We start from the raw sequence: 17,971 nt of genomic DNA, 5'->3' as shown, positions 1-17,971 counted from the left end.
CTGGAAGGCACGACCATGGCGGGACCCGTCCTGGAAATGCGCTCGATCGTCAAGACCTTTCCCGGCGTCAAGGCGCTGTCGGACGTCAGCCTGACCGTCCGGCAGGGCGAGGTCCACGCCATCTGCGGGGAGAACGGCGCCGGCAAGTCGACCCTGATGAAGGTCCTCTCCGGCGTCCACCCGCACGGCACCTACGAGGGGGAGATCCTCTTCGAGGGGGAGGTCTGCCGGTTCAAGGACATCAGGGCCAGCGAGCAGCACGGCATCGTGATCATCCACCAGGAGCTGGCCCTGGTGCCGTATCTGTCCATCGCGGAGAACATCTTCCTCGGCAACGAGCACGCCACCCGCGGCCTGATCGACTGGAACGAGACACTCCGGCACGCCACCGAACTGCTGCGCCGCGTCGGCCTCGACGAGCACCCGGAGACCCGGGTCGCCGACATCGGCGTCGGCAAGCAGCAGCTCGTGGAGATCGCGAAGGCCCTCTCCAAGAAGGTGAAGCTGCTCATCCTCGACGAGCCGACCGCCGCGCTCAACGACGAGGACAGCGGCAAACTCCTCGAGCTGATCCTGCAGTTGAAGGACCAGGGCATCACCTCGATCATCATTTCCCACAAGCTGAACGAGATCCGCCGGGTCGCCGACTCGGTGACGATCCTGCGCGACGGGCGGACCATCGAGACGCTCGACGTGAAGGCCCCGGAGACCACCGAGGACCGGATCATCAGCGGCATGGTGGGCCGCGACCTGGAGCACCGTTTCCCGGAGCGGACCCCGCACCAGCCGGAGGAGGGCGCCGCCCCTGCGCTGGAGATCCGGGGCTGGACCGTGCACCACCCGATCGACCAGCAGCGCAAGGTCGTCGACGACGTGTCGCTGGCGGTGCGGCGCGGGGAGATCGTCGGCATCGCGGGTCTCATGGGCGCCGGCCGCACCGAGCTGGCGATGAGCGTCTTCGGCCGCACCTACGGCCGGCACGCGGCGGGCACGGTCCTCAAGGACGGCAAGGAGATCCGTACGAAGACCGTCCCGGAGGCGGTCGCGCACGGGATCGCGTACGTCACCGAGGACCGCAAGCACTACGGGCTGAACCTCATCGACACCATCAACCGCAACATCTCGCTCAGCGCCCTGAAGAAGGTCGCGAGGCGGGGCGTGGTGGACGAGCACGAGGAGCGGCAGGTCGCCGAGGGCTTCCGCAAGTCCATGAACATCAAGGCGCCGACGGTCTTCGAGCCGGTGGGCAAGCTGTCCGGCGGCAACCAGCAGAAGGTCGTCCTCAGCAAGTGGATCTTCGCCGGTCCCGATGTGCTGATCCTCGACGAGCCGACGCGTGGCATCGATGTCGGGGCCAAGTACGAGATCTACACGGTCATCGACCAGCTGGCCGCCCAGGGCAAGGCGGTCGTCTTCATCTCCTCCGAGCTGCCCGAGCTGCTCGGCATGTGCGACCGCATCTACACGATGGCCGCCGGGCGGCTCACCGGTGAGTTCTCGCGGGCCGAGGCCTCCCAGGAAGCGCTGATGCGTCAGATGACGAAGGACAAAGAGGTATCCCGATGAGTACGGATGTGACCGCCAAGACACCGGCCCCCGCGCCGGCCGGGAAGGGCGGGCCGGCCGGCGGCGACGGCCTGCTCCGGCTGATGCTGGACGGCATGCGCCGCAACATGCGGCAGTACGGCATGCTGATCGCGCTCGGTCTGATCGTGGCGCTGTTCGCGGTGTGGACCGACGGTGACCTGCTGCTGCCGCGCAACGTCTCCAACCTGGTGCTGCAGAACAGCTACATCCTGATCCTGGCGATCGGCATGATGCTGGTCATCATCGCCGGCCACATCGATCTGTCGGTGGGTTCACTGACGGCGTTCGTCGGGTCCATGGCCGCGGTGTTCATGGTCAGGAACGACCTGCCGTGGCCGGTGGCGGTCGTGCTGTGCCTGGCCGTGGGCGCCCTCGCGGGCGCGATACAGGGGTTCTTCATCGCGTACGGCGGCATACCGTCGTTCATCGTGACCCTCGCGGGCATGCTGACCTTCCGCGGTCTGACGGAGATCTTCCTGGAGGGCCAGACCCTCGGCCCGTTCCCGAAGGGCCTGCAGAAGGTCGCCAACGGCTTCCTGCCGGAGGTCGGGCCGGAGACCAACTACCACAACCTCACGTTGCTGCTGGGCTTCGCGCTGATCGCGTTCGTGGTGTTCCAGGAGGTCCGCGACCGGCGGCGGCAGCAGGAGTTCGCCCTGGAGGTGCTGCCGGCCAAGCTGTTCCTGCTGAAGCTGGTCGCGCTCGGGGCGGCGATCCTCACGGTGACGCTGCTGCTGGCCAGCTACAAGGGCACGCCGATCGTGCTGCTGATCCTGGGCGTGCTGCTCGTCGGCTTCGGCTATGTGATGCGCAACGCCGTCATCGGCCGCCACATCTACGCCATCGGCGGCAACCTGCCCGCGGCGAAGCTTTCGGGCGTGCGGGACAAGAAGGTGACCTTCCTGGTCTTCCTGAACATGGGCATGCTCGCGGCCCTGGCGGGTCTGGTGTTCGCCGCCCGCTTCAACGCGGCCTCTCCCAAGGCCGGCCTGAACTTCGAGCTGGAGGCGATCGCGGCCTCGTTCATCGGCGGTGCGTCGATGAGCGGCGGGGTCGGGACCGTGCTCGGCGCGATCATCGGCGGTCTGGTCCTGGGTGTGCTGAACAACGGTATGAATCTCGTCGGGATCGGCACGGACTGGCAGCAGGTCATCAAGGGACTGGTGCTGCTGGCGGCGGTCGGGTTCGACGTGTGGAACAAGCGCAAGGTCGGTTCATAGGGGGCAGGTCGCTTCGGTCGTGGGGTGGCTGCGGGCTGGTTGTGGCTGGTCGCGCCCACGCGGCGGAGCCGCATATCGGCACTGCCCCGCGCCCTTGAGCGGTGTTGCCCGACTCCCCGTTTAGGAGCTGCCGTATGGAACTGAGCAGACGCACCGTCATCGCCGGGGCTGCCGCCGCCGGTCTCACTGCTGCCGCTGTGGGCGGCACCGCACACGCCGCTGGAGGCAGGAAGCCGGTGAAGGAACTCTTCGGGAAGCTCGGCGACGGTACGAAGGTGTACCGGTGGTCGCTGGAGAACGGCGGGACCCGCATGAAGGTCCTGTCCTACGGCGGCATCGTGCAGTCGCTGGAGGTCCCCGACCGCCGCGGGCGGTATGCCAACGTCTCCCTCGGCTTCGACAACCTGGACGACTACGTCGCCTCCAGCCCCTACTTCGGCGCCCTGATCGGCCGCTACGGCAACCGCATCGACAAGGGGCGCTTCACCCTGGACGGCACGGCGTACCAGCTGTCCGTCAACGACGGTGAGAACAGCCTGCACGGCGGTGCGCAGGGCTTCGACAAGCGGGTGTGGGACGTCGAGCCGTTCGCCGAGGGGTCCGACGTCGGGCTGCGCCTGCACTACACCAGCGTCGACGGCGAGATGGGCTACCCGGGCACCCTCAGGGCGAAGGTGACGTACACGCTCACCCGGGACGGCGACTGGCGCATCGACTACGAGGCCACCACCGACAAGGCCACCGTCGTCAACCTCACCAGCCACGTCTACTGGAACCTCGCCGGCGAGAGCAGCGGCACGATCTACGACCACGAGCTGTCGATCGCCGCGTCGCGGTTCACGCCGGTCGACAAGGGGCTCATCCCCACGGGCGAGCTGGCGAAGGTCGCGGGCACACCGTTCGACTTCCGCCGGGCCAAGCCGGTCGGCCGGGACATCCGCAGCGCGCACGAGCAGGTGCTGTTCGGGCAGGGGTTCGACCACAACTGGGCGCTCGACAAGGGCATCACCGGCCGTCCGGAGCACGCCGCGACCCTGCGCGACCCGTCCTCCGGGCGCTCCCTGCGGATCAGCACCAACGAGCCGGGCCTGCAGTTCTACTCCGGCAACTTCCTCGACGGCACCCTCGTGGGCACCGGCGGGCGGGTCTACCGGCAGGGTGACGGGCTGTGCCTGGAGACGCAGCACTTCCCGGACTCGCCGAACCAGCCGACGTTCCCGTCGACCGTGCTGCGGCCGGGCGAGACCTACCGGACGACGACGGTTCACTCGTTCGGCTCGTGAGCCGCAGCCGTCACATTTTCCTCACATGAGTTGAACGGTCTCCCGGCCGACTCCGTACTCCTGGGTGGCCCGTGCTCCCCCGCGCGGGCCACCCACGCATGACGGGCCCGTTCCTCCCCGGCGGGTCCGCCGCACCCGGAGGTTCCCTTGGCCGACAACGTCACCTCGCTCTTCCGCACCACGGCGGCGCACAGCCCGTCGATGGCGGCGCTGGCACGGGAGAGCGACGGGGCCGGTCCGGTGGACTTCTGCATTCCCTGCAACCCGTACTTCCCCACCCCGGCCATGTTCGAGGAGATGGCGGTACGGCTGCGGGACATCATCACGTACTACCCGAGCAGCGCCGACACCATCACGGCCGAGCTGTGCAGCCTGCTGCAACTGCCGCCGCAGTGCGTGGCCATGGGCAACGGCTCCACGGAGCTGATCACCTGGATCGACCACCTGATGGTGCGGGAGTCCCTCGCCGTCCCCGTCCCCACCTTCGGCCGCTGGACCGACCAGCCCATGGAGACCGGCAAGCGGGTCGACATGTTCCCGCTCCAGGAGTCCAGCGGCTTCGCCCTCGACCTCGCGCAGTACGCCGAGTTCATCCGGGCGCGGGGCACCAGGGTCGCGGTCATCTGCAACCCGAACAACCCCGACGGCGGCTTCCTGCACAAGCACGCGATCGTGCAGTTCATGGACGCGATGGCCGACCTGGATCTGGTGGTGATCGACGAGAGCTTCCTGGAGTTCGCCGACGCGGAGGCCGAGCCGTCGGTGGTGCAGGAGGCGATGCTGCGTCCCAACGTCATCGTGCTGCGCAGCCTCGGCAAGAACTTCGGCCTGCACGGCATACGGTTCGGCTATCTGGTCGCCAACCCGGCGCTGGCGGGCCGTATCCGCGCGATGCTGCCCAAGTGGAACCTCAACTCCTTCGCCGAGCACGTGGTGTTCATGCTGAAGGAGCACGGCGCCGAGTACGCCCAGAGCCTCCACCAGGTCCGCCGGGACCGTATGGACATGTCCGGCCAGCTCTCCTCCCTGCCCGGTCTGACGGTCTACCCCTCGCAGGGCAACTTCCTCTTCGTGCGCCTCCCCGTGGGCGCCGAGGGCACCGTGGTGCGGGACAGGATGCTCACCGAGCACCGGATCCTGGTCCGCGAGTGCGGCAACAAGATCGGTTCCTCCAGTCGCTTCCTGCGTCTCGTGGTGCGCCCCCAGGTGGACGTGCGTCGCCTGGTGTCCGGCCTGGAACAGGTGCTCTACGGGACGTCCAGGAGGGGAGCCGCCGTGCCCGAGCCGGGCACAGGGACCGGCTACAGCTCGGGCACGGCGGCGGTGGACCGCCTGGTGAGCGAGACCAACGGGGGAGGCATGCGGGGGCTGGCCGCACAAGCCGCCGGTGCCGGTGCCCCGGGGCTCGCCGCCGCCCCGGCCGCCGGCACCGGCATGCCGCTCCCCGCCGCCGCGTCCGCCGCACCGGCGGGCGTGGGCGACGGGATGCCGATGCCGGCGGCAGCATCCGTGCCGACGGGGGCGCCGGTGCCCGCGGCGGCCGCGGTGGGGATGCAGCAAGGGATGTCGCAGGGGATGCAGGGGGTGCCGCAGCCCTATGCTCAGCCCGCGCCGCGGTCGGCGCCCCAGCCGGTACCGGCTCCGGCTCCCGTGCCGGTACCGGAGCCCGTGCCCGCGCCGGCCGCCGCGGCCCCCTTCCCGTCCCCCGCTCAGATGCCGCCGCCCACCGGTCCCACCCCGCCCGGCGTGCCCGCCCGCGGTGGTCTGACGGCCGCGCAGGTGCGGGGCACCAACGGCCTCTCCCCAGCCCCGGCGAGCGGCTGGCCCGGCGCGCAGACGTGGCCGAACGCGGCCGGGATGGGTCAGCAGGCGGGCTGAGGCGCGTGCCGCTGCCGCCGTCGGTCAGTAGGCGACGGGCCAGCCGCTGCTCCAGTTCAGCAGGTTGATGCCCAGCTTGGGTGTGCCGTTGTCGTTGCCGTCGTAGTAGTGGTAGACGATCAGGTCGCCGTCGACGTCCCCGAGGATCGACTGACCGCCCGGTCCGATGACGCTGCCGTGCGACTCCAGCACCGCAGTGCCTCCGTTGCTCATCATCGAGACGCCGTTCTTGTCGCGGTAGGGCCCGGTGACGCTGGTGGCGCGGCCGACCTTGACCTTGTACGTGGAGCTGGTGCCGGCACAGCAGGTGTCGTAGGAGGCGAAGAGGTAGTAGTAGCCGCCCCGCTTGACGATGAACGGTGCTTCGACGGCCTTCGTCCCGGTCGGGCGGGAGGCCAGGGAGTAGCGGGTGGTGTGGGAGGACAGCTGCTTGCCGGTGGACGGGTCGATCCGGATCATCTTGATGCCGGTCCACCAACTGCCGAAGGACAGCCACCACTTGCCGTCGTCGTCGACGAACAGGTTCGGGTCGATGGCGTTGAAGTCGCTGGAGGAGCCGGAGGTGTAGACGATGCCGTGGTCGCTCCAGCTGCCCGGCCGGCCGGTGCTGGAGGTGGCCAGCCCGATGGCCGAGGTGTTCGAGCCGAACGACGAGACCGAGTAGTACATCAGGTACTTGCCGCCGTGGTACGAGATGTCCGGCGCCCACGCCTCGGGGACGGACGAGTAGGTGCGCCACCAGCTCGGGCGGGAGGAGAAGGCGTCGGCACCGGCGGAGAAGGCGATGCGGTCGCCGGAGGTCTTGTGGGCGATCCCGCCACCGGTCGCGTAGAGGAGGTACTGCCCGGACGAGGTGCGGATCATCGACGGGTCGTGCGTGATGACGGATCCGGTGACGCGCCCGGGGTCGGGGTAGGCCGACGCCGTGCTCGGGACGAGGGCGAGGAGGGCGGCGGCGGGGAGGGCGAGGAGTGCGGTCCTCTTGCGGCTCATGGGGGCTCCTGTTCGGTTCGGCATATCGAACAGCGATCGCTACATCGGACGGGAACGTAGAATCGAACCCCTTGCGCGTCAATGGTTCACACGACCCCGCTCAGTGGCCGTTGCCCCCGTTGAGATCGATCTCGGCCGGACGGTCTTGGCGGGCGGCGCGGCGTCGACGACTGCGTCGAGGTAGCGGCCCGCCCCGCCACCATCCACGTGCGCGACTCGAAGGACGAGGACGGCCCCCAGCTGGCCCTCTCCCCCACCGCCTGGACGGACGTCCTCACACGGCTGCGGGGCTGAGCAGCGCTCCGAGGATCAGCGGCGCGTCGCGCCTGCGCGTGGCGATCAGGACCTCCTGGTCACCGTCGCGGCACTCGATGACGATGCCGTTGAACTTGTACATGCCGGGCCAGTCGTCGGGGTCCTCGCCGAGCCGCCAGCCGCGTACCCGCTCCACGGCGAGCGCCTCCGGCAGGGCCGCGCGGGCGACGCGGCCGGCGGGGTCGGGGGTGGCGGCGGGCGGCCCGTCGCCCAGCACGAGGAGGCCGTAGCCGGGGCGGCTGTACGGCACGTCGCCGTGGACGGTCGCACGTACCGTCACCCGGGCGGCCGGGACGGCCGGCACGATGTCGCTGGTGTCGTCCGCCTTGCGGAGCCGCCGCCACACCAGCCACATGCTGAGCGCGCCGAGGGCGGCGGACGGCGGGATGCCGCACGCGGCGACCAGGAGGACGTCGGTCACTCCGTCCCCGGCGGCGCTCGCGAAGAAGGCGAAGGTGCCCTCCACGACGCCGGCCACCCACAGCGCGGCGGGGCCCAGGCTGTGCCGCCCTCTGGGGGCGGCCGGGAAGCGGTGGCGGTACCACCACGCGGTCCACACCAGGAGCAGCCCCGCGGGCAGGAGGCCCAGGCCGATGCCGAGCGGCATCCGCCAGTCGCCGCGCGGGGACGCGTGGGTCTGCTGCGTGCGGCCGTCGAAGGTCACGGCGCGGACTTCGCCACGCCAGTACGCGAGGGTCACCCGGTCGCCGGGGCGCACGGACTCGTAGACGGCCTCGCTGCCGGTGCCGTCCATCCGCAGCCGCCGCTCGGTGTCCGAGCCGCGTTCGGTGACGTGCAGCCAGTGCCGGACGCTCCGGTAGCGGTGCTCGTCGACCCTGGCCTCGACGGTGGCCGGTACGGAGGTCACACGGGCGGTGTCGTACGCGCGCTCCTCGGCCTGGCGCACGGGCACGATGACGAACATCCAGACGGAGACCAGCAGCACGATCAGGCCGAGGACGACGGGCAGCGTCGTCTGCCAGGCGCGGGGCGTTCTCGGCAACGTTCCTCCCACGGTCGGGCTGCCGGTCGGTGGAGCAGGAAAGGTACCTGCCTTCACGCAACACACGTCAGGCCCCGGCACGGCAGCGCCCCGCACCAGCCCGTTGCCGGACCCCGGCAAGCCGGGTGGGCTCGACGGCGCACGCCGGGGCGGCCCGCAGACGCTCGCGGGCCGCCTTCTCACACCGTCAGGACTTCTCCGGGCACTCCTTCCACGCCAGGTGGTAGATCGTGCTGATGTCCCCGTCCGTCGAGTCCATCGTCATGAAACTGACCTCGTCGGGGTCCGACCCCGCGCTCACGCGCAGCTCCGTGTTGATGTTGAAGTTGCGCTGGACTCCGCAGGGGGCCCAGACCAGCTGGGCCCAGTCGGTGGTGTCAGTGGCCTGCCAGTTGTTCTCGTAGGGGCCCGCGAAGGGATGGCTGCGGTACTCCGTGTTCGGGGACCCCTGGAAGTAGTACGACGCTCTCTGCGTGCCCTTCGCGCCGGGCTGGAGGGAGGCGAAGCCCCGGTAGTCGGCGCTGGCCACGGCGTAGGTGAAGCCCTGGGGGACGTGGACGATCAGGCTGAGCTGGCAGTTCTTGCGGAACGCGGTCGGGGCCGAGTCCCCGCCCGCCTGGGCGAGGTACTCGCTGTAGGTGACCGTGAAGGCGGTGTTGTCCTCGGAGACGGCGACCGCGGTCGTCCCCTGGGGGCAGCCCGAGCCGTTCACCGTGGCGACCTTGATGACGATCTTGTCCGGGGGCGGGTCCTCGAACCCGGAGGACGGGTTGTGCGCGGGTAACGCGGCGGTGAGGAGCGCGGACGCCGCCGCGGCGGTCAGGAGCAGGCCCGTAGCCATGGGTTTCCGTCCAATCGGTGGGGGGTGAAGTCACGCATGCGCTCCCGGCCCTCGTGAAGGAGGCATGAAGACGCTGTGAAGGCCGGGAGCGCTCGCATCGTATGGAGTGGTGCGCGCCACGGACAGAGCCATCTCCGGCCATTCACTTCCGACACGCCAACCCCGGGCGAAAGGTGCGTATCGGGTCCCCGTGTGAACGGCGTGCGGCCCCTTCGTAGACAATGGCCCACCAGCACCCCTTGTGGCACCCCAACAGGAGGCGCTCCCTTGGAGCTCAGCAGGCGTACCTTCACCGCCCTGGCCGGTACGGCGGCGCTCGGTCTCGCGCTGGCCGGCAGCGGCGGGGCGGCGACCGGCCCGCGCACGGCCCGCACCGTGCCCACGGGTCCGCCGCCCGCTCCGCCGCGCGCGGACGGGAGGCGGCACCGGGTCGGCCACGACCGGCACTCGCTGCTGGTCGACGGGCGGCGCCTGGTGCTGTGGTCCGGGGAAGTGCACTTCTTCCGGCTGCCCAGCCCGTCCCTGTGGCGGGACGTGCTGCAGAAGCTGCGTGCGCTCGGGCACAACGCCGTCACCGTGCCCGTCGCCTGGAACCACCACTCCCCCGCGCCGGGGAAGTACGACTTCAGCGGGGTGCGTGACCTCGATCTGTTCCTGCGCACGGCTGCCGAGGAGCGGCTGTACGTCGTGCTGGATCCGGGGCCGTACATCGGCGCCGATGTGGACGCGGGGGGTCTCCCCGGCTGGCTGACGGTCGCCGACGGCACCGCGCGGACCGCCGACCCGGCGTATCTGCGGCACGTCGACGAGTGGCTCAGCGCCGTCAACGCCATCGCCGTCCGCCACCTCTACACGGCGGGCGGCGGCACCGTACTGCTCTATCGGGTCGAGGACGGTCACGGCGGGCCCGCCCACCAGGAGCACCTGTCCCGCAAGATGCGCGACGACCGTATCGACGTGCCGGTGCTCCACCGCGGCGGCGCACTGGACGGACTGTGGGCGCCGCAGGCCGTCGAGACCGGCCGGCCGGACGCGTGGGGCGGAGCCGGCTCCGGCGGCAAGGGGTACACCCAGGTGTTTGCCGACCAGGGCCCCGCTTCCCTGCGGCGCACCGCCCTCACCCACCTCGCCGACGGGATCACCGTCCACGACGTCCGGATGGCCTTCGGCGGCACCTCGTGGGGATGGCTGCCCGGACCGGGCGTCTACACGTCGTACGACTACGGGGCGCCGGTGAACGAGGGGCGCCGCCCGACGTCCAAGGCCGCCGCCACGCACCAGCTCGGGCATCTGCTGCGCACCGTGCCCGAGCTCGCCCGGCTCGACCGGGCGCGGGAGGTGCGGGTGAACGACGAGCGGCTGACGGTGCGCCACCTGACCAACCCGGACACCGACGCCGACTTCTACGTCCTGCGCAACGACGCCGACGAGCCGGTCACCACGACCCTGCCGGACACCGGCATCGAGGTGCCGGTCACGGTGGCGGCCGGGGACACCAGACTGCTCGCGGCCAACCTGGAGCTCGGGCGGCGCAAGCTGGCCTACACGACCGCGCAGCCCATGGTGAGTCTGACCGCCGGGCGGCAGGACATCGTGGTGTTCACCGGCCGCAAGGGCGAGACGGCACAGCTCGCCCTGGACTGCGAGACCCAGCCGACCACCACCCGCCTGGACCTGGAGCCCGCCTGGTCCTACCAGCAGGGCAGGCTGAACGTCGTGGTGCCGCTCGGCGTGGGCTGGCTGGCCCGTGTGCTGGTGGAGGGCGGGGACTCCGACACGCCCATGCTGCTGCTGTTCGCCGACGACGCGACCGCGCTGCGGCTGTGGCCCTGCGAGACCCCGTCCGGCTCCCTGCTGGTCTACGGCCCCGCCCTGCTGCGGACGGCCACCGTGCGCGGCTCGACCGTCCACCTCACCGGTGACGTCGTCGGCGAGACCGGACTGGAGGTGTGGGCGCCGCGCGGTGTCACGGCCGTCACCTGGAACGGACGGCTGCTGCGCACCCAGGTCGGCCGCACCGGGAGCCTGGTGCTGGAGGGGCTGATGCCGGCCGCGCCGACCGTCACGCTCCCGGCGCTCGACGGCTGGCGGCGGCGGACCGAGAACCCGGAGTCCGACCCGGACTTCGACGACTCGGACTGGCCGGCCGCGGACCGCACGTCGTCGCGCAGCTCCACGCCCGTGCCCGAGGGCGGGCCGGTGCTCTTCGCGGACGACTACGGCTTCCACTACGGCGACGTCTGGTACCGGGGACGGTTCGAGGACGCGCGGGACGTCGAGCAGGTGTCGCTGTCCTACAGCACCGGCACGCAGGGCCTGCTGATGGCGTGGCTGGACGGGGAGCCGCTGGGCACCCACCGCATGCCGGAGCCGGACGAGGACACGGCGGACCGCGGCACCTGGACGGCCACCGCCACCTTCGACGTGCCCGAGCGGCTGCGCGAGCCGGGGACGCATGTGCTGTCGGTGCTGGTGCGGCGGATGCAGCGTGCGGGCGACGAGGCGGCCGAGGGCGCGTACAAGGCGGCGCGTGGGCTGATGGCCGTCGAGTTCGAGGGCGCCTCGCCGTCGGTCAGCTGGCGGATCCGGGGGGCCGGGGAGCCGGACCGGGTGCGGGGGCCGCTGAACAACGGCGGGCTGTACGGCGAGCGGCACGGCTGGCATCTGCCCGGGCACGACGACGGCGACGACGGCGACTGGGAGTCCGTCGAGTTCCCGCGCGCCGACCGGCGGCAGGGAGTGGCCTGGTACCGGACCGAGTTCAAGCTGTCGGTGCCGAAGGATCTCGATGCCTCGGTGGGGCTGGTGCTGGACGACGACCGGGAGCGCGCCTACCGGGTGCAGATCTTCCTCAACGGCTGGAACCTGGGCCAGTACATCAACGATGTGGGCCCGCAGCACACCTTCGCCCTGCCGAACGGGATCCTCCGCACACGTGGTTCCAACACACTGGCGCTCGCCGTCCTGTCGGACGGGACCACACCGGCGGGGCCGGGTGACGTACGGCTGACGCTGCTGGGCGCGGCGGCCGGAGGAGTTCCGGTGGAAGCGGTGGACTCCCCCGGCCGGTGAGCGCGCTCAGGCGAGCCGGATCACGTTCCAGGACAGCGGCTCGAGTACGGCGGTGAGCCGGCCGTCGGCGACGGTGGTGCCGTCGACCGTGTGCGGGACGACCCGCTCGGGGTTCTCCCGGGTGTTGCGGGCGTCGGGGTCGGCGTCGGCGAGGGCGCTGTGCTCGACGACGGTGCTCAGATCGAGGCCGTTCAGGGCGACTTCGATGGGCAGCGGCTCGGTGCGGCTGCGGTTGACCGCGAAGACGGTGACCGTGCCGTCGTCGGCGCGTACGGCGGTGGCGTGCAGCAGGTCCGTCTCGCCGTACTTGGCCGTCTCGTACGTCGGTGAGTCCACGCGGACGTCGAGGACCTCCCCGCGGCCGTGCCGGGATGCCTGCGCGAACGGGAAGAACGTCGTCTGCCGCCAGGCCGGGCCGCCCGGCTCGGTCATGATCGGGGCGATCACGTTGACGAGCTGCGCGAGGCACGCGACGGTGACGCGGTCGGCGTGCCGCAGCAGGGCGATGAGGAGCGAGCCGAAGACGACCGCGTCGGTGACGCTGTAGTTGTCCTCCAGCAGTGGCGGGGCCTCCGGCCAGTCGTCCTGCGCGAAGGTCGTCGCCTGCTCCTGCCAGCGGGACATGTACCAGACGTTCCACTCGTCGAAGGAGAGGTTGATCTTCTTCTTCGACTTGAGCCGCGCGCCGATGTGGTCGCAGGTGGCGACGACGTTCTCGATGAAGGACTCCATGTCGACGGCCGAGGCGAGGAAGGAGTCGATGTCGCCGTCGAGGGGCTCGTAATAGGCGTGGAGGGAGATGTAGTCGACGAGGTCGTACGTCTCGGCGAGGACCGTCGCCTCCCACTCGGCGAAGGTGGGCATGGACTGGCCGGAGGACCCGCAGGCGACCAGTTCCACGCCGGGGTCCTGCTGGCGCATCGCGCGGGCCGTCTCGGCGGCGATGCGGCCGTATTCCTCGGCGGTCTTGTGGCCGGTCTGCCACGGGCCGTCCATCTCGTTGCCCAGGCACCAGAGCCTGATGCCGTACGGGTCCTTGTCGCCGTGGGTCACACGGAGGTCGGAGAGGGCGGTGCCGGCGGGGTGGTTGGCGTACTCCTGGAGTTCCAGGGCCTCGGCGACGCCCCGGGTGCCGAGGTTGACGGCCATCATGGGTTCGGCCTCGGGGCCGAGCTTCTTGAGGAAGTCGATGTACTCGGAGAGGCCGAAACGGTTCGTCTCGGTGGAGTGCCAGGCGAGGTCGAGGCGGCGGGGACGGTCCTCCACGGGTCCGACCGAGTCCTCCCACTTGTAGCCCGAGACGAAGTTGCCGCCGGGGTAGCGGATGGCGGTGACGCCGAGTTCGCGGACCAGGTCGAGGACGTCCTGGCGGAGGCCGGCTTCGTCCGCGGTGGGGTGGGTGGGTTCGAAGATGCCGGTGTAGACGCAGCGGCCGAGGTGTTCTACGAAGGAGCCGAAGAGGCGGGGGTTGACTTTGCCGGTGGTGAAAGCAGGGTCGAGGGTGAAGCGAGCGGTACGCATGGGGTCCTTTCGATGCGTTGCCGAGTGCGGGTGGTTTGTGGCTGGTCGCGCCCACGCGGCGGAGCCGCATATCGGATACAGCCCCGCGCCCCTAAAGGACGTTGGGCCAGCCGTTCTTTGACCAATTCAGCTTGTTGAGCCCCAGCTTCGGGGTGCCTTCGTCTTCTGCGTCGTAGTAGTGGTAGGCCAGCCAGTCCTTACCCTTGTCCTTGAAGGTCGACTGGCCGCCTGTGCCGATGTAGCGGCCATGGCCCTCCAGGAGCAGGTCGCCGCCGCTTTCCAGCATCGGCTTGCCTGTGCTGTCGACGTAGGGGCCCTTGATGGACGTCGATCTGCCGACCTTGATCTTGTAGGTCGAGTTCACGCCCTGGCAGCACGCGTCGTAGGACGCGAAGAGGTAGTAGTGGCGGCCGTGTCTGACGATCTCCGGGCCCTCCACCGCGTAGGGGGCGTCGGGGCGGGTGGCCAGGTGGTGGACGGTGGCGTGCTGTTTCGCCTTGCCCGTCTCCGGGTCCAGTTCGACCATGCGGATGCCGGTCCAGTACGAGCCGAAGCTCATCCACAGCTTGCCGTCGGCCTGCATGATCGACGGGTCGATGGCGTTCCACTCGTCCGTCGTCTCGGAGGTGAAGACCTTGCCGTGGTCGGTCCAGGTGCCGGGGAGGCCGGTCTTCGATGTGGCGACGCCGATCGCGGAGTGGTTGGTGCCCCAGGAGGAGACCGCGTAGTAGAGCCAGTAGCGGCCGGCGCGGTAGGTGAGGTCGGGGGCCCAGGGGTCGCCGGTGTCGTTGTACTCGTACCACCAGCTCGGCGGTTCGGCGAAGGCGTTGCCCGCGTCGTCCCAGTGCGTGCCGTCGTCGGAGAGGCGGGCGCCGATGATGCCGCCCGTCGAATACGCCACGTAGCCACCGGACTTGAGGCGCATCACCGTGGGGTCGTGGATGATCTCCTGGCCCGTGATGGGGCGGGGGTCCGGGTAACTCGGTGCGGCCTGGGCCGTGTGGGGCAGCAGGGCCACCAGCATCGCCGTCGCCGCTGCTGTGAGGATTCTGCGCATGGTCACTGTCCTGCCAGTCCGGTGTGGGCGACGCCCGCCACGATCTGGCGCTGGAAGAAGACGAAGACGATGATCAGCGGGAGGCCCGCCATGAGGCCGCCGGCCATGAGCTGGGCCCACTGGATGCCGTAGGAGTTCATGACGGTCGCGATGCCGTTCGGCATGGTCATCAGGTCGGGGTTGTTGGTCACCATGTACGGCCACAGGAAGTTGTTCCAGGAGCTGATGAAGGTGAAGATGCCGACCGCCGCGAGGGAGGGGCGGGACAGCGGCAGGACGATGGTGAAGAAGACCCGCCAGCGGCCGGCGCCGTCGATGAAGGCGGCCTCCTCGAGTTCCCGGGGGATGCCCTGGAAGAACTTGTAGAGGATGTAGAGCATGGCGGCGGGCGCGCACTGGGGCAGGATCATGCCCCAGTAGGTGTCGACCATGCCCATCTGCTGGACGGTGGTGAACAGGGGCACGCCGAGCACGGCCGGGGAGATCATCAGGCCCGCCATCACGATGCCCATGAGGACGTTCTTGCCACGGAACTCGGTGCGGGCGAATCCGTATCCGGCCAGGGCGGACACGATCAGGACGACGGTCGTGACGCAGACGGAGACGACGACGGAGTTCACGAACCAGTTGGTGATGTTGCCGGTCTCGAAGATGGCCGACCATGCCTGGCCGGTCCAGTCCTTGGGCAGCCAGTGCGGGGGGACTTCGACCGCTTCGGTCTCCGATTTCAGGGAGGTGAACAGGGCCCACAGGAGCGGGGAGAGGATCACCGCGGAGACGGCGGTCCCGAGCAGGGTGAGCAGAATCTGGCTGGGGGTCCAGGGCCTGCGGGTCCTGACCCGGATCCGGGGTGCGGCGGTGGTCATCGGCCGGCCTCCTCACGGTTGCGCAGCAGCCACATCCGCGCGAGGGCGACGGCCGCGATGAGCACGAAGAAGATGACGGAGATCGCGGACGCGTAGCCCACGCGGTAGGCGGTGAAGCCCTCTTCGAGGGTGAACTGCACGAAGGTGCGGGTGGAGTCCTCGGGTCCGGGGCCGAAGTCCATCATGACGACGGCCTGGTCGAAGACCTGGAGCGAGGCGAGGATCTGCAGGGTGAGCACCAGGCCGGTGATGTTGCGGAGCATCGGCAGGGTGATGTGGACCATGCGGTGCCAGGCGCCCGCCCCGTCCAGCTTGGCCGCCTCGTACAGGTGGGCGGGGATGCCCTGGAGGGCGGCGAGGTAGAGCAGGAAGCTGAAGCCGACGGTCCACCACAGGGTGCAGATGACGACGGCGAGCATGGCGTACGACTTGTCGGACAGCCACGGCGTCTCGATGCCGAAGACGTGGTTGATCATGCCGGTGCCGGGGTTGAACAGCCACTGCCACAGGTTGGCCGCGACGGTGGACGGCAGCAGGAAGGGCATGAAGAAGCAGAGCCGCCACAGCCATGGGGCGCGTTCGATGTGGTGGGCGAGCATCGCGAGGAGGAAGGCGAGGACGGTGATGCAGGGGACGACCAGCAGCGTGAAGTAGGCGCTGTGGCCGAGGGAGTCCCACATCAGGTCGTCCTGGAGGGCCTCGCGGTAGTTGTCGAGGCCGATGAAGTGGGCGCCCTCGCCGGAGATGTTGGCGTCGGTGAAGCTGAGGTAGAGGCCGCGCAGCAGGGGCCAGATGATGAAGAGGGTGAAGAGGAGGAGGAAGGGGGCGACGAACCAGACGCCGTGCTGGAAGCCCTGCTTGCGGCGGACGGTGGTGGTGTCGGCGGCGGTCTTCGCGGGCGCCGTCGCGATGACGGTCTCGGCACTGGTCGTGGTCATGCCGCACCTCCCTCTGCTGCGGTCCTGCCGTCCATCGGGTTCTTCATGGCGAGGAGTTGACCGAGGACGCCCTTGATGCGGCGGGCCGCGGCCTCGGGCTTGGCGGAGCCTGCGGTGGAGGCCATCACGACGGGACCGGTGCGCTGGGCGAGCAGTCCGGTGGAGCCCGCGAACCACACCTTGGGTTCGGTGGCCTGGTGGTCCATCGCGGAGACGTACTCGCTCTGCGGCTGGAGCTTCCGGTACGCGGCCGAGGTGAGGGTGGGGGTGTAGGCGGGGATGTGGCCGCCGCCGGCCCACTGCTGGGCGTGCCGCACGATGTAGGCGGCGAGCCGGTGGGCGGCGTCGTTGGCGGCGCCGCCGCGGCCGGACTGGTGGGGCAGGACGAAGGCGTGGGACTCGGCGTGGGTGGCCTGCTTGCCGAAGACGGGTGGCAGCGGGGTGGCGCCGTAGTCGAGTTCCGCGCCGTCGAAGACGGGCACCGACCAGTTGCCCTCCAGGGTGAAGGGGGCGCCGTTGACGAACTGTTCGGCGTCGGCGGCGCCCGCGATGGCGTAGCCGTCGGTGATGTGGCGGCGCAGGAACTCCAGGACCTGGGTGGCCTTGCCGGTGTCGAAGGTGACCTCGGTGGCGGCCGCGTCGAACCAGGTGCCGCCGAGCTGGGTGTAGAAGGCGACGAACATCCACCACTGGATGTTGAGGTCGTTGACGTGCAGGCCGAGGGTCTGCAGTCCCTTCCTGGTGGCCTTCCTGGCCTCCTTGAGGACGTCGAACCAGTCGTCGGTGGAGGTCACCGGGACCATGTGGCCGTCGTCGCCGAGCAGGCCCGCCTTCTTCAGTACGTCCTTGCGGTAGAAGCAGAGCTGGACGTGGATGTCGAGGGGCAGGGCGTAGAGCTTGCCGTCGACGACGGCGCGCCTCCACAGCTCGGGGTTGAAGTCCCGTTCGTGCACGCCGTACTCGGCGAGCAGGTTCACGTCCCAGGGGTCGAGCAGGCGTCCCGGGGAGAAGCCGGGGACCCGGCCGAGGTGCATCACGGCGAGGTCGGGGGCGCGGTTGCCCGAGGCGGCCATCGCGAGTTTGGTGTAGTACGGGTTGCCCCACTGGAGGGTGGAGTCCTTCACGTCGATGCTCGGTTGGTCCTCGCGGAAGGAGTCCAGCATCGCGATCATGTTGTAGCCGTCGCCGCCGCTGAAGAGGTTCCAGTAGCGCACGCGGGTGCTCGCGCTGGACGCGAGTGCGTCGGCGCCGGTGCCGAGGGCGGCGAATCCGAAACTGCCGGCGACCGCGAGGCCGCCGGCCGCGGTCAGTAGGTGCCTGCGACTCAGGCCAGGTCGTCCCATGCCCTGCCCCATCTATACGCTGGTATTGTTCGAGATTTCGGATGACGCTCGTAA

13 protein-coding genes and 1 pseudogene are annotated in these 17,971 nt (G+C 70.0%); 6 read left to right on the top strand and 8 right to left on the bottom strand.

What is annotated here, in order from left to right; all coding sequences use genetic code 11:
- The first annotated feature begins 15 nt into the window (after positions 1-15).
- The 4 genes from mmsA (at position 16) to AB0412_RS01300 (ending at position 5,968) form a co-directional block, all read left to right on the top strand.
- Positions 16-1,566, top strand: a complete 1,551-nt coding sequence (gene mmsA / locus AB0412_RS01315; RefSeq protein ID WP_366400363.1) for a multiple monosaccharide ABC transporter ATP-binding protein — start codon at positions 16-18, stop codon at positions 1,564-1,566.
- Complete coding sequence (gene mmsB / locus AB0412_RS01310; protein WP_366400362.1) at positions 1,563-2,807, top strand: multiple monosaccharide ABC transporter permease; 1,245 nt, start codon at positions 1,563-1,565, stop codon at positions 2,805-2,807. Before mmsA ends, mmsB begins: the two co-directional genes overlap by 4 nt.
- 134 nt (positions 2,808-2,941) lie before the next feature.
- A complete protein-coding gene (locus AB0412_RS01305; protein ID WP_366400361.1) occupies positions 2,942-4,090 on the top strand; it encodes an aldose epimerase family protein in 1,149 nt (382 codons plus the stop codon).
- Between the two features lie 147 nt (positions 4,091-4,237).
- Positions 4,238-5,968 (top strand): histidinol-phosphate transaminase, encoded by a 1,731-nt coding sequence (locus AB0412_RS01300; protein ID WP_366400360.1) that lies wholly within the window; start codon positions 4,238-4,240, stop codon positions 5,966-5,968.
- Positions 5,969-5,992: 24 nt separating this feature from the next.
- Here the strand turns inward: AB0412_RS01300 and AB0412_RS01295 are convergent, their stop codons facing one another.
- Entirely contained in the window at positions 5,993-6,961 is a 969-nt protein-coding gene (locus AB0412_RS01295; RefSeq protein ID WP_366400359.1) for an arabinan endo-1,5-alpha-L-arabinosidase, read from the bottom strand.
- A 168-nt stretch (positions 6,962-7,129) separates the two neighbouring features.
- Between AB0412_RS01295 and AB0412_RS01290 the strand changes: the two are divergent.
- Positions 7,130-7,255, top strand: a pseudogene (locus AB0412_RS01290) (DUF397 domain-containing protein); the annotation flags it as partial.
- On the opposite strand, the gene AB0412_RS01285 reads toward AB0412_RS01290, so the two are convergent.
- Positions 7,236-8,279 carry a hypothetical protein gene (locus AB0412_RS01285; RefSeq protein WP_366400358.1) on the bottom strand — a complete coding sequence of 348 codons (1,044 nt, stop codon included), beginning with the start codon at positions 8,277-8,279 and terminating at the stop codon, positions 7,236-7,238. The pseudogene AB0412_RS01290 and the gene AB0412_RS01285 sit on opposite strands and share 20 nt — an antisense overlap.
- A gap of 187 nt (positions 8,280-8,466) precedes the next feature.
- Entirely contained in the window at positions 8,467-9,120 is a 654-nt protein-coding gene (locus AB0412_RS01280; RefSeq protein ID WP_366400357.1) for a DUF4360 domain-containing protein, read from the bottom strand.
- 267 nt (positions 9,121-9,387) lie between these two features.
- On the opposite strand from AB0412_RS01280, the gene AB0412_RS01275 reads away from it, so the two are divergent.
- Positions 9,388-12,192, top strand: a complete 2,805-nt coding sequence (locus tag AB0412_RS01275) for a beta-galactosidase (RefSeq protein WP_366400356.1) — start codon at positions 9,388-9,390, stop codon at positions 12,190-12,192.
- A gap of 6 nt (positions 12,193-12,198) precedes the next feature.
- On the opposite strand, the gene AB0412_RS01270 is transcribed toward AB0412_RS01275, so the two are convergent.
- From AB0412_RS01270 to AB0412_RS01250, 5 genes are all read right to left on the bottom strand, one after another.
- On the bottom strand, positions 12,199-13,713 hold the full coding sequence (locus AB0412_RS01270; RefSeq protein ID WP_366400355.1) for an alpha-N-arabinofuranosidase: 1,515 nt from the start codon (positions 13,711-13,713) through the stop codon (positions 12,199-12,201).
- 91 nt (positions 13,714-13,804) lie between these two features.
- Positions 13,805-14,770: an arabinan endo-1,5-alpha-L-arabinosidase gene (locus tag AB0412_RS01265; RefSeq protein ID WP_366400354.1), complete on the bottom strand. Its 966-nt coding sequence runs from the start codon at positions 14,768-14,770 to the stop codon at positions 13,805-13,807.
- A 2-nt stretch (positions 14,771-14,772) separates the two neighbouring features.
- Positions 14,773-15,636, bottom strand: a complete 864-nt coding sequence (locus tag AB0412_RS01260) for a carbohydrate ABC transporter permease (RefSeq protein WP_366400353.1) — start codon at positions 15,634-15,636, stop codon at positions 14,773-14,775.
- On the bottom strand, positions 15,633-16,574 hold the full coding sequence (locus AB0412_RS01255) for a sugar ABC transporter permease (protein ID WP_366400352.1): 942 nt from the start codon (positions 16,572-16,574) through the stop codon (positions 15,633-15,635). The genes AB0412_RS01260 and AB0412_RS01255 overlap by 4 nt, the downstream gene beginning before the upstream one ends.
- The gene (locus tag AB0412_RS01250; RefSeq protein ID WP_366400351.1) at positions 16,571-17,917 is read right to left on the bottom strand and encodes an extracellular solute-binding protein; all 1,347 of its coding nucleotides are present in this window, start codon (positions 17,915-17,917) and stop codon (positions 16,571-16,573) included. Before AB0412_RS01250 ends, AB0412_RS01255 begins: the two co-directional genes overlap by 4 nt.
- Between the last annotated feature and the right edge of the window lie 54 nt (positions 17,918-17,971).

Source organism: Streptomyces sp. NPDC052012, from assembly GCF_040689265.1.
In the GTDB taxonomy this organism is placed as follows: Bacteria; Actinomycetota; Actinomycetes; order Streptomycetales; family Streptomycetaceae; genus Streptomyces.
This window is presented reverse-complemented; position numbering and strand designations above follow the sequence as displayed.

Excerpts from the sequence above, each read along its gene's own strand:
- mmsA (WP_366400363.1), top strand. The coding sequence starts at position 16 with ATGGCGGGACCCGTCCTGGAAATGCGCTCGATCGTCAAGACCTTTCCC.
- mmsB (WP_366400362.1), top strand. The coding sequence starts at position 1,563 with ATGAGTACGGATGTGACCGCCAAGACACCGGCCCCCGCGCCGGCCGGG.
- AB0412_RS01305 (WP_366400361.1), top strand. The coding sequence starts at position 2,942 with ATGGAACTGAGCAGACGCACCGTCATCGCCGGGGCTGCCGCCGCCGGT.
- AB0412_RS01295 (WP_366400359.1), bottom strand. The coding sequence starts at position 6,961 with ATGAGCCGCAAGAGGACCGCACTCCTCGCCCTCCCCGCCGCCGCCCTC.
- AB0412_RS01280 (WP_366400357.1), bottom strand. The coding sequence starts at position 9,120 with ATGGCTACGGGCCTGCTCCTGACCGCCGCGGCGGCGTCCGCGCTCCTC.
- AB0412_RS01270 (WP_366400355.1), bottom strand. The coding sequence starts at position 13,713 with ATGCGTACCGCTCGCTTCACCCTCGACCCTGCTTTCACCACCGGCAAA.
- AB0412_RS01265 (WP_366400354.1), bottom strand. The coding sequence starts at position 14,770 with ATGCGCAGAATCCTCACAGCAGCGGCGACGGCGATGCTGGTGGCCCTG.
- AB0412_RS01260 (WP_366400353.1), bottom strand. The coding sequence starts at position 15,636 with ATGACCACCGCCGCACCCCGGATCCGGGTCAGGACCCGCAGGCCCTGG.
- AB0412_RS01255 (WP_366400352.1), bottom strand. The coding sequence starts at position 16,574 with ATGACCACGACCAGTGCCGAGACCGTCATCGCGACGGCGCCCGCGAAG.
- AB0412_RS01250 (WP_366400351.1), bottom strand. The coding sequence starts at position 17,917 with ATGGGACGACCTGGCCTGAGTCGCAGGCACCTACTGACCGCGGCCGGC.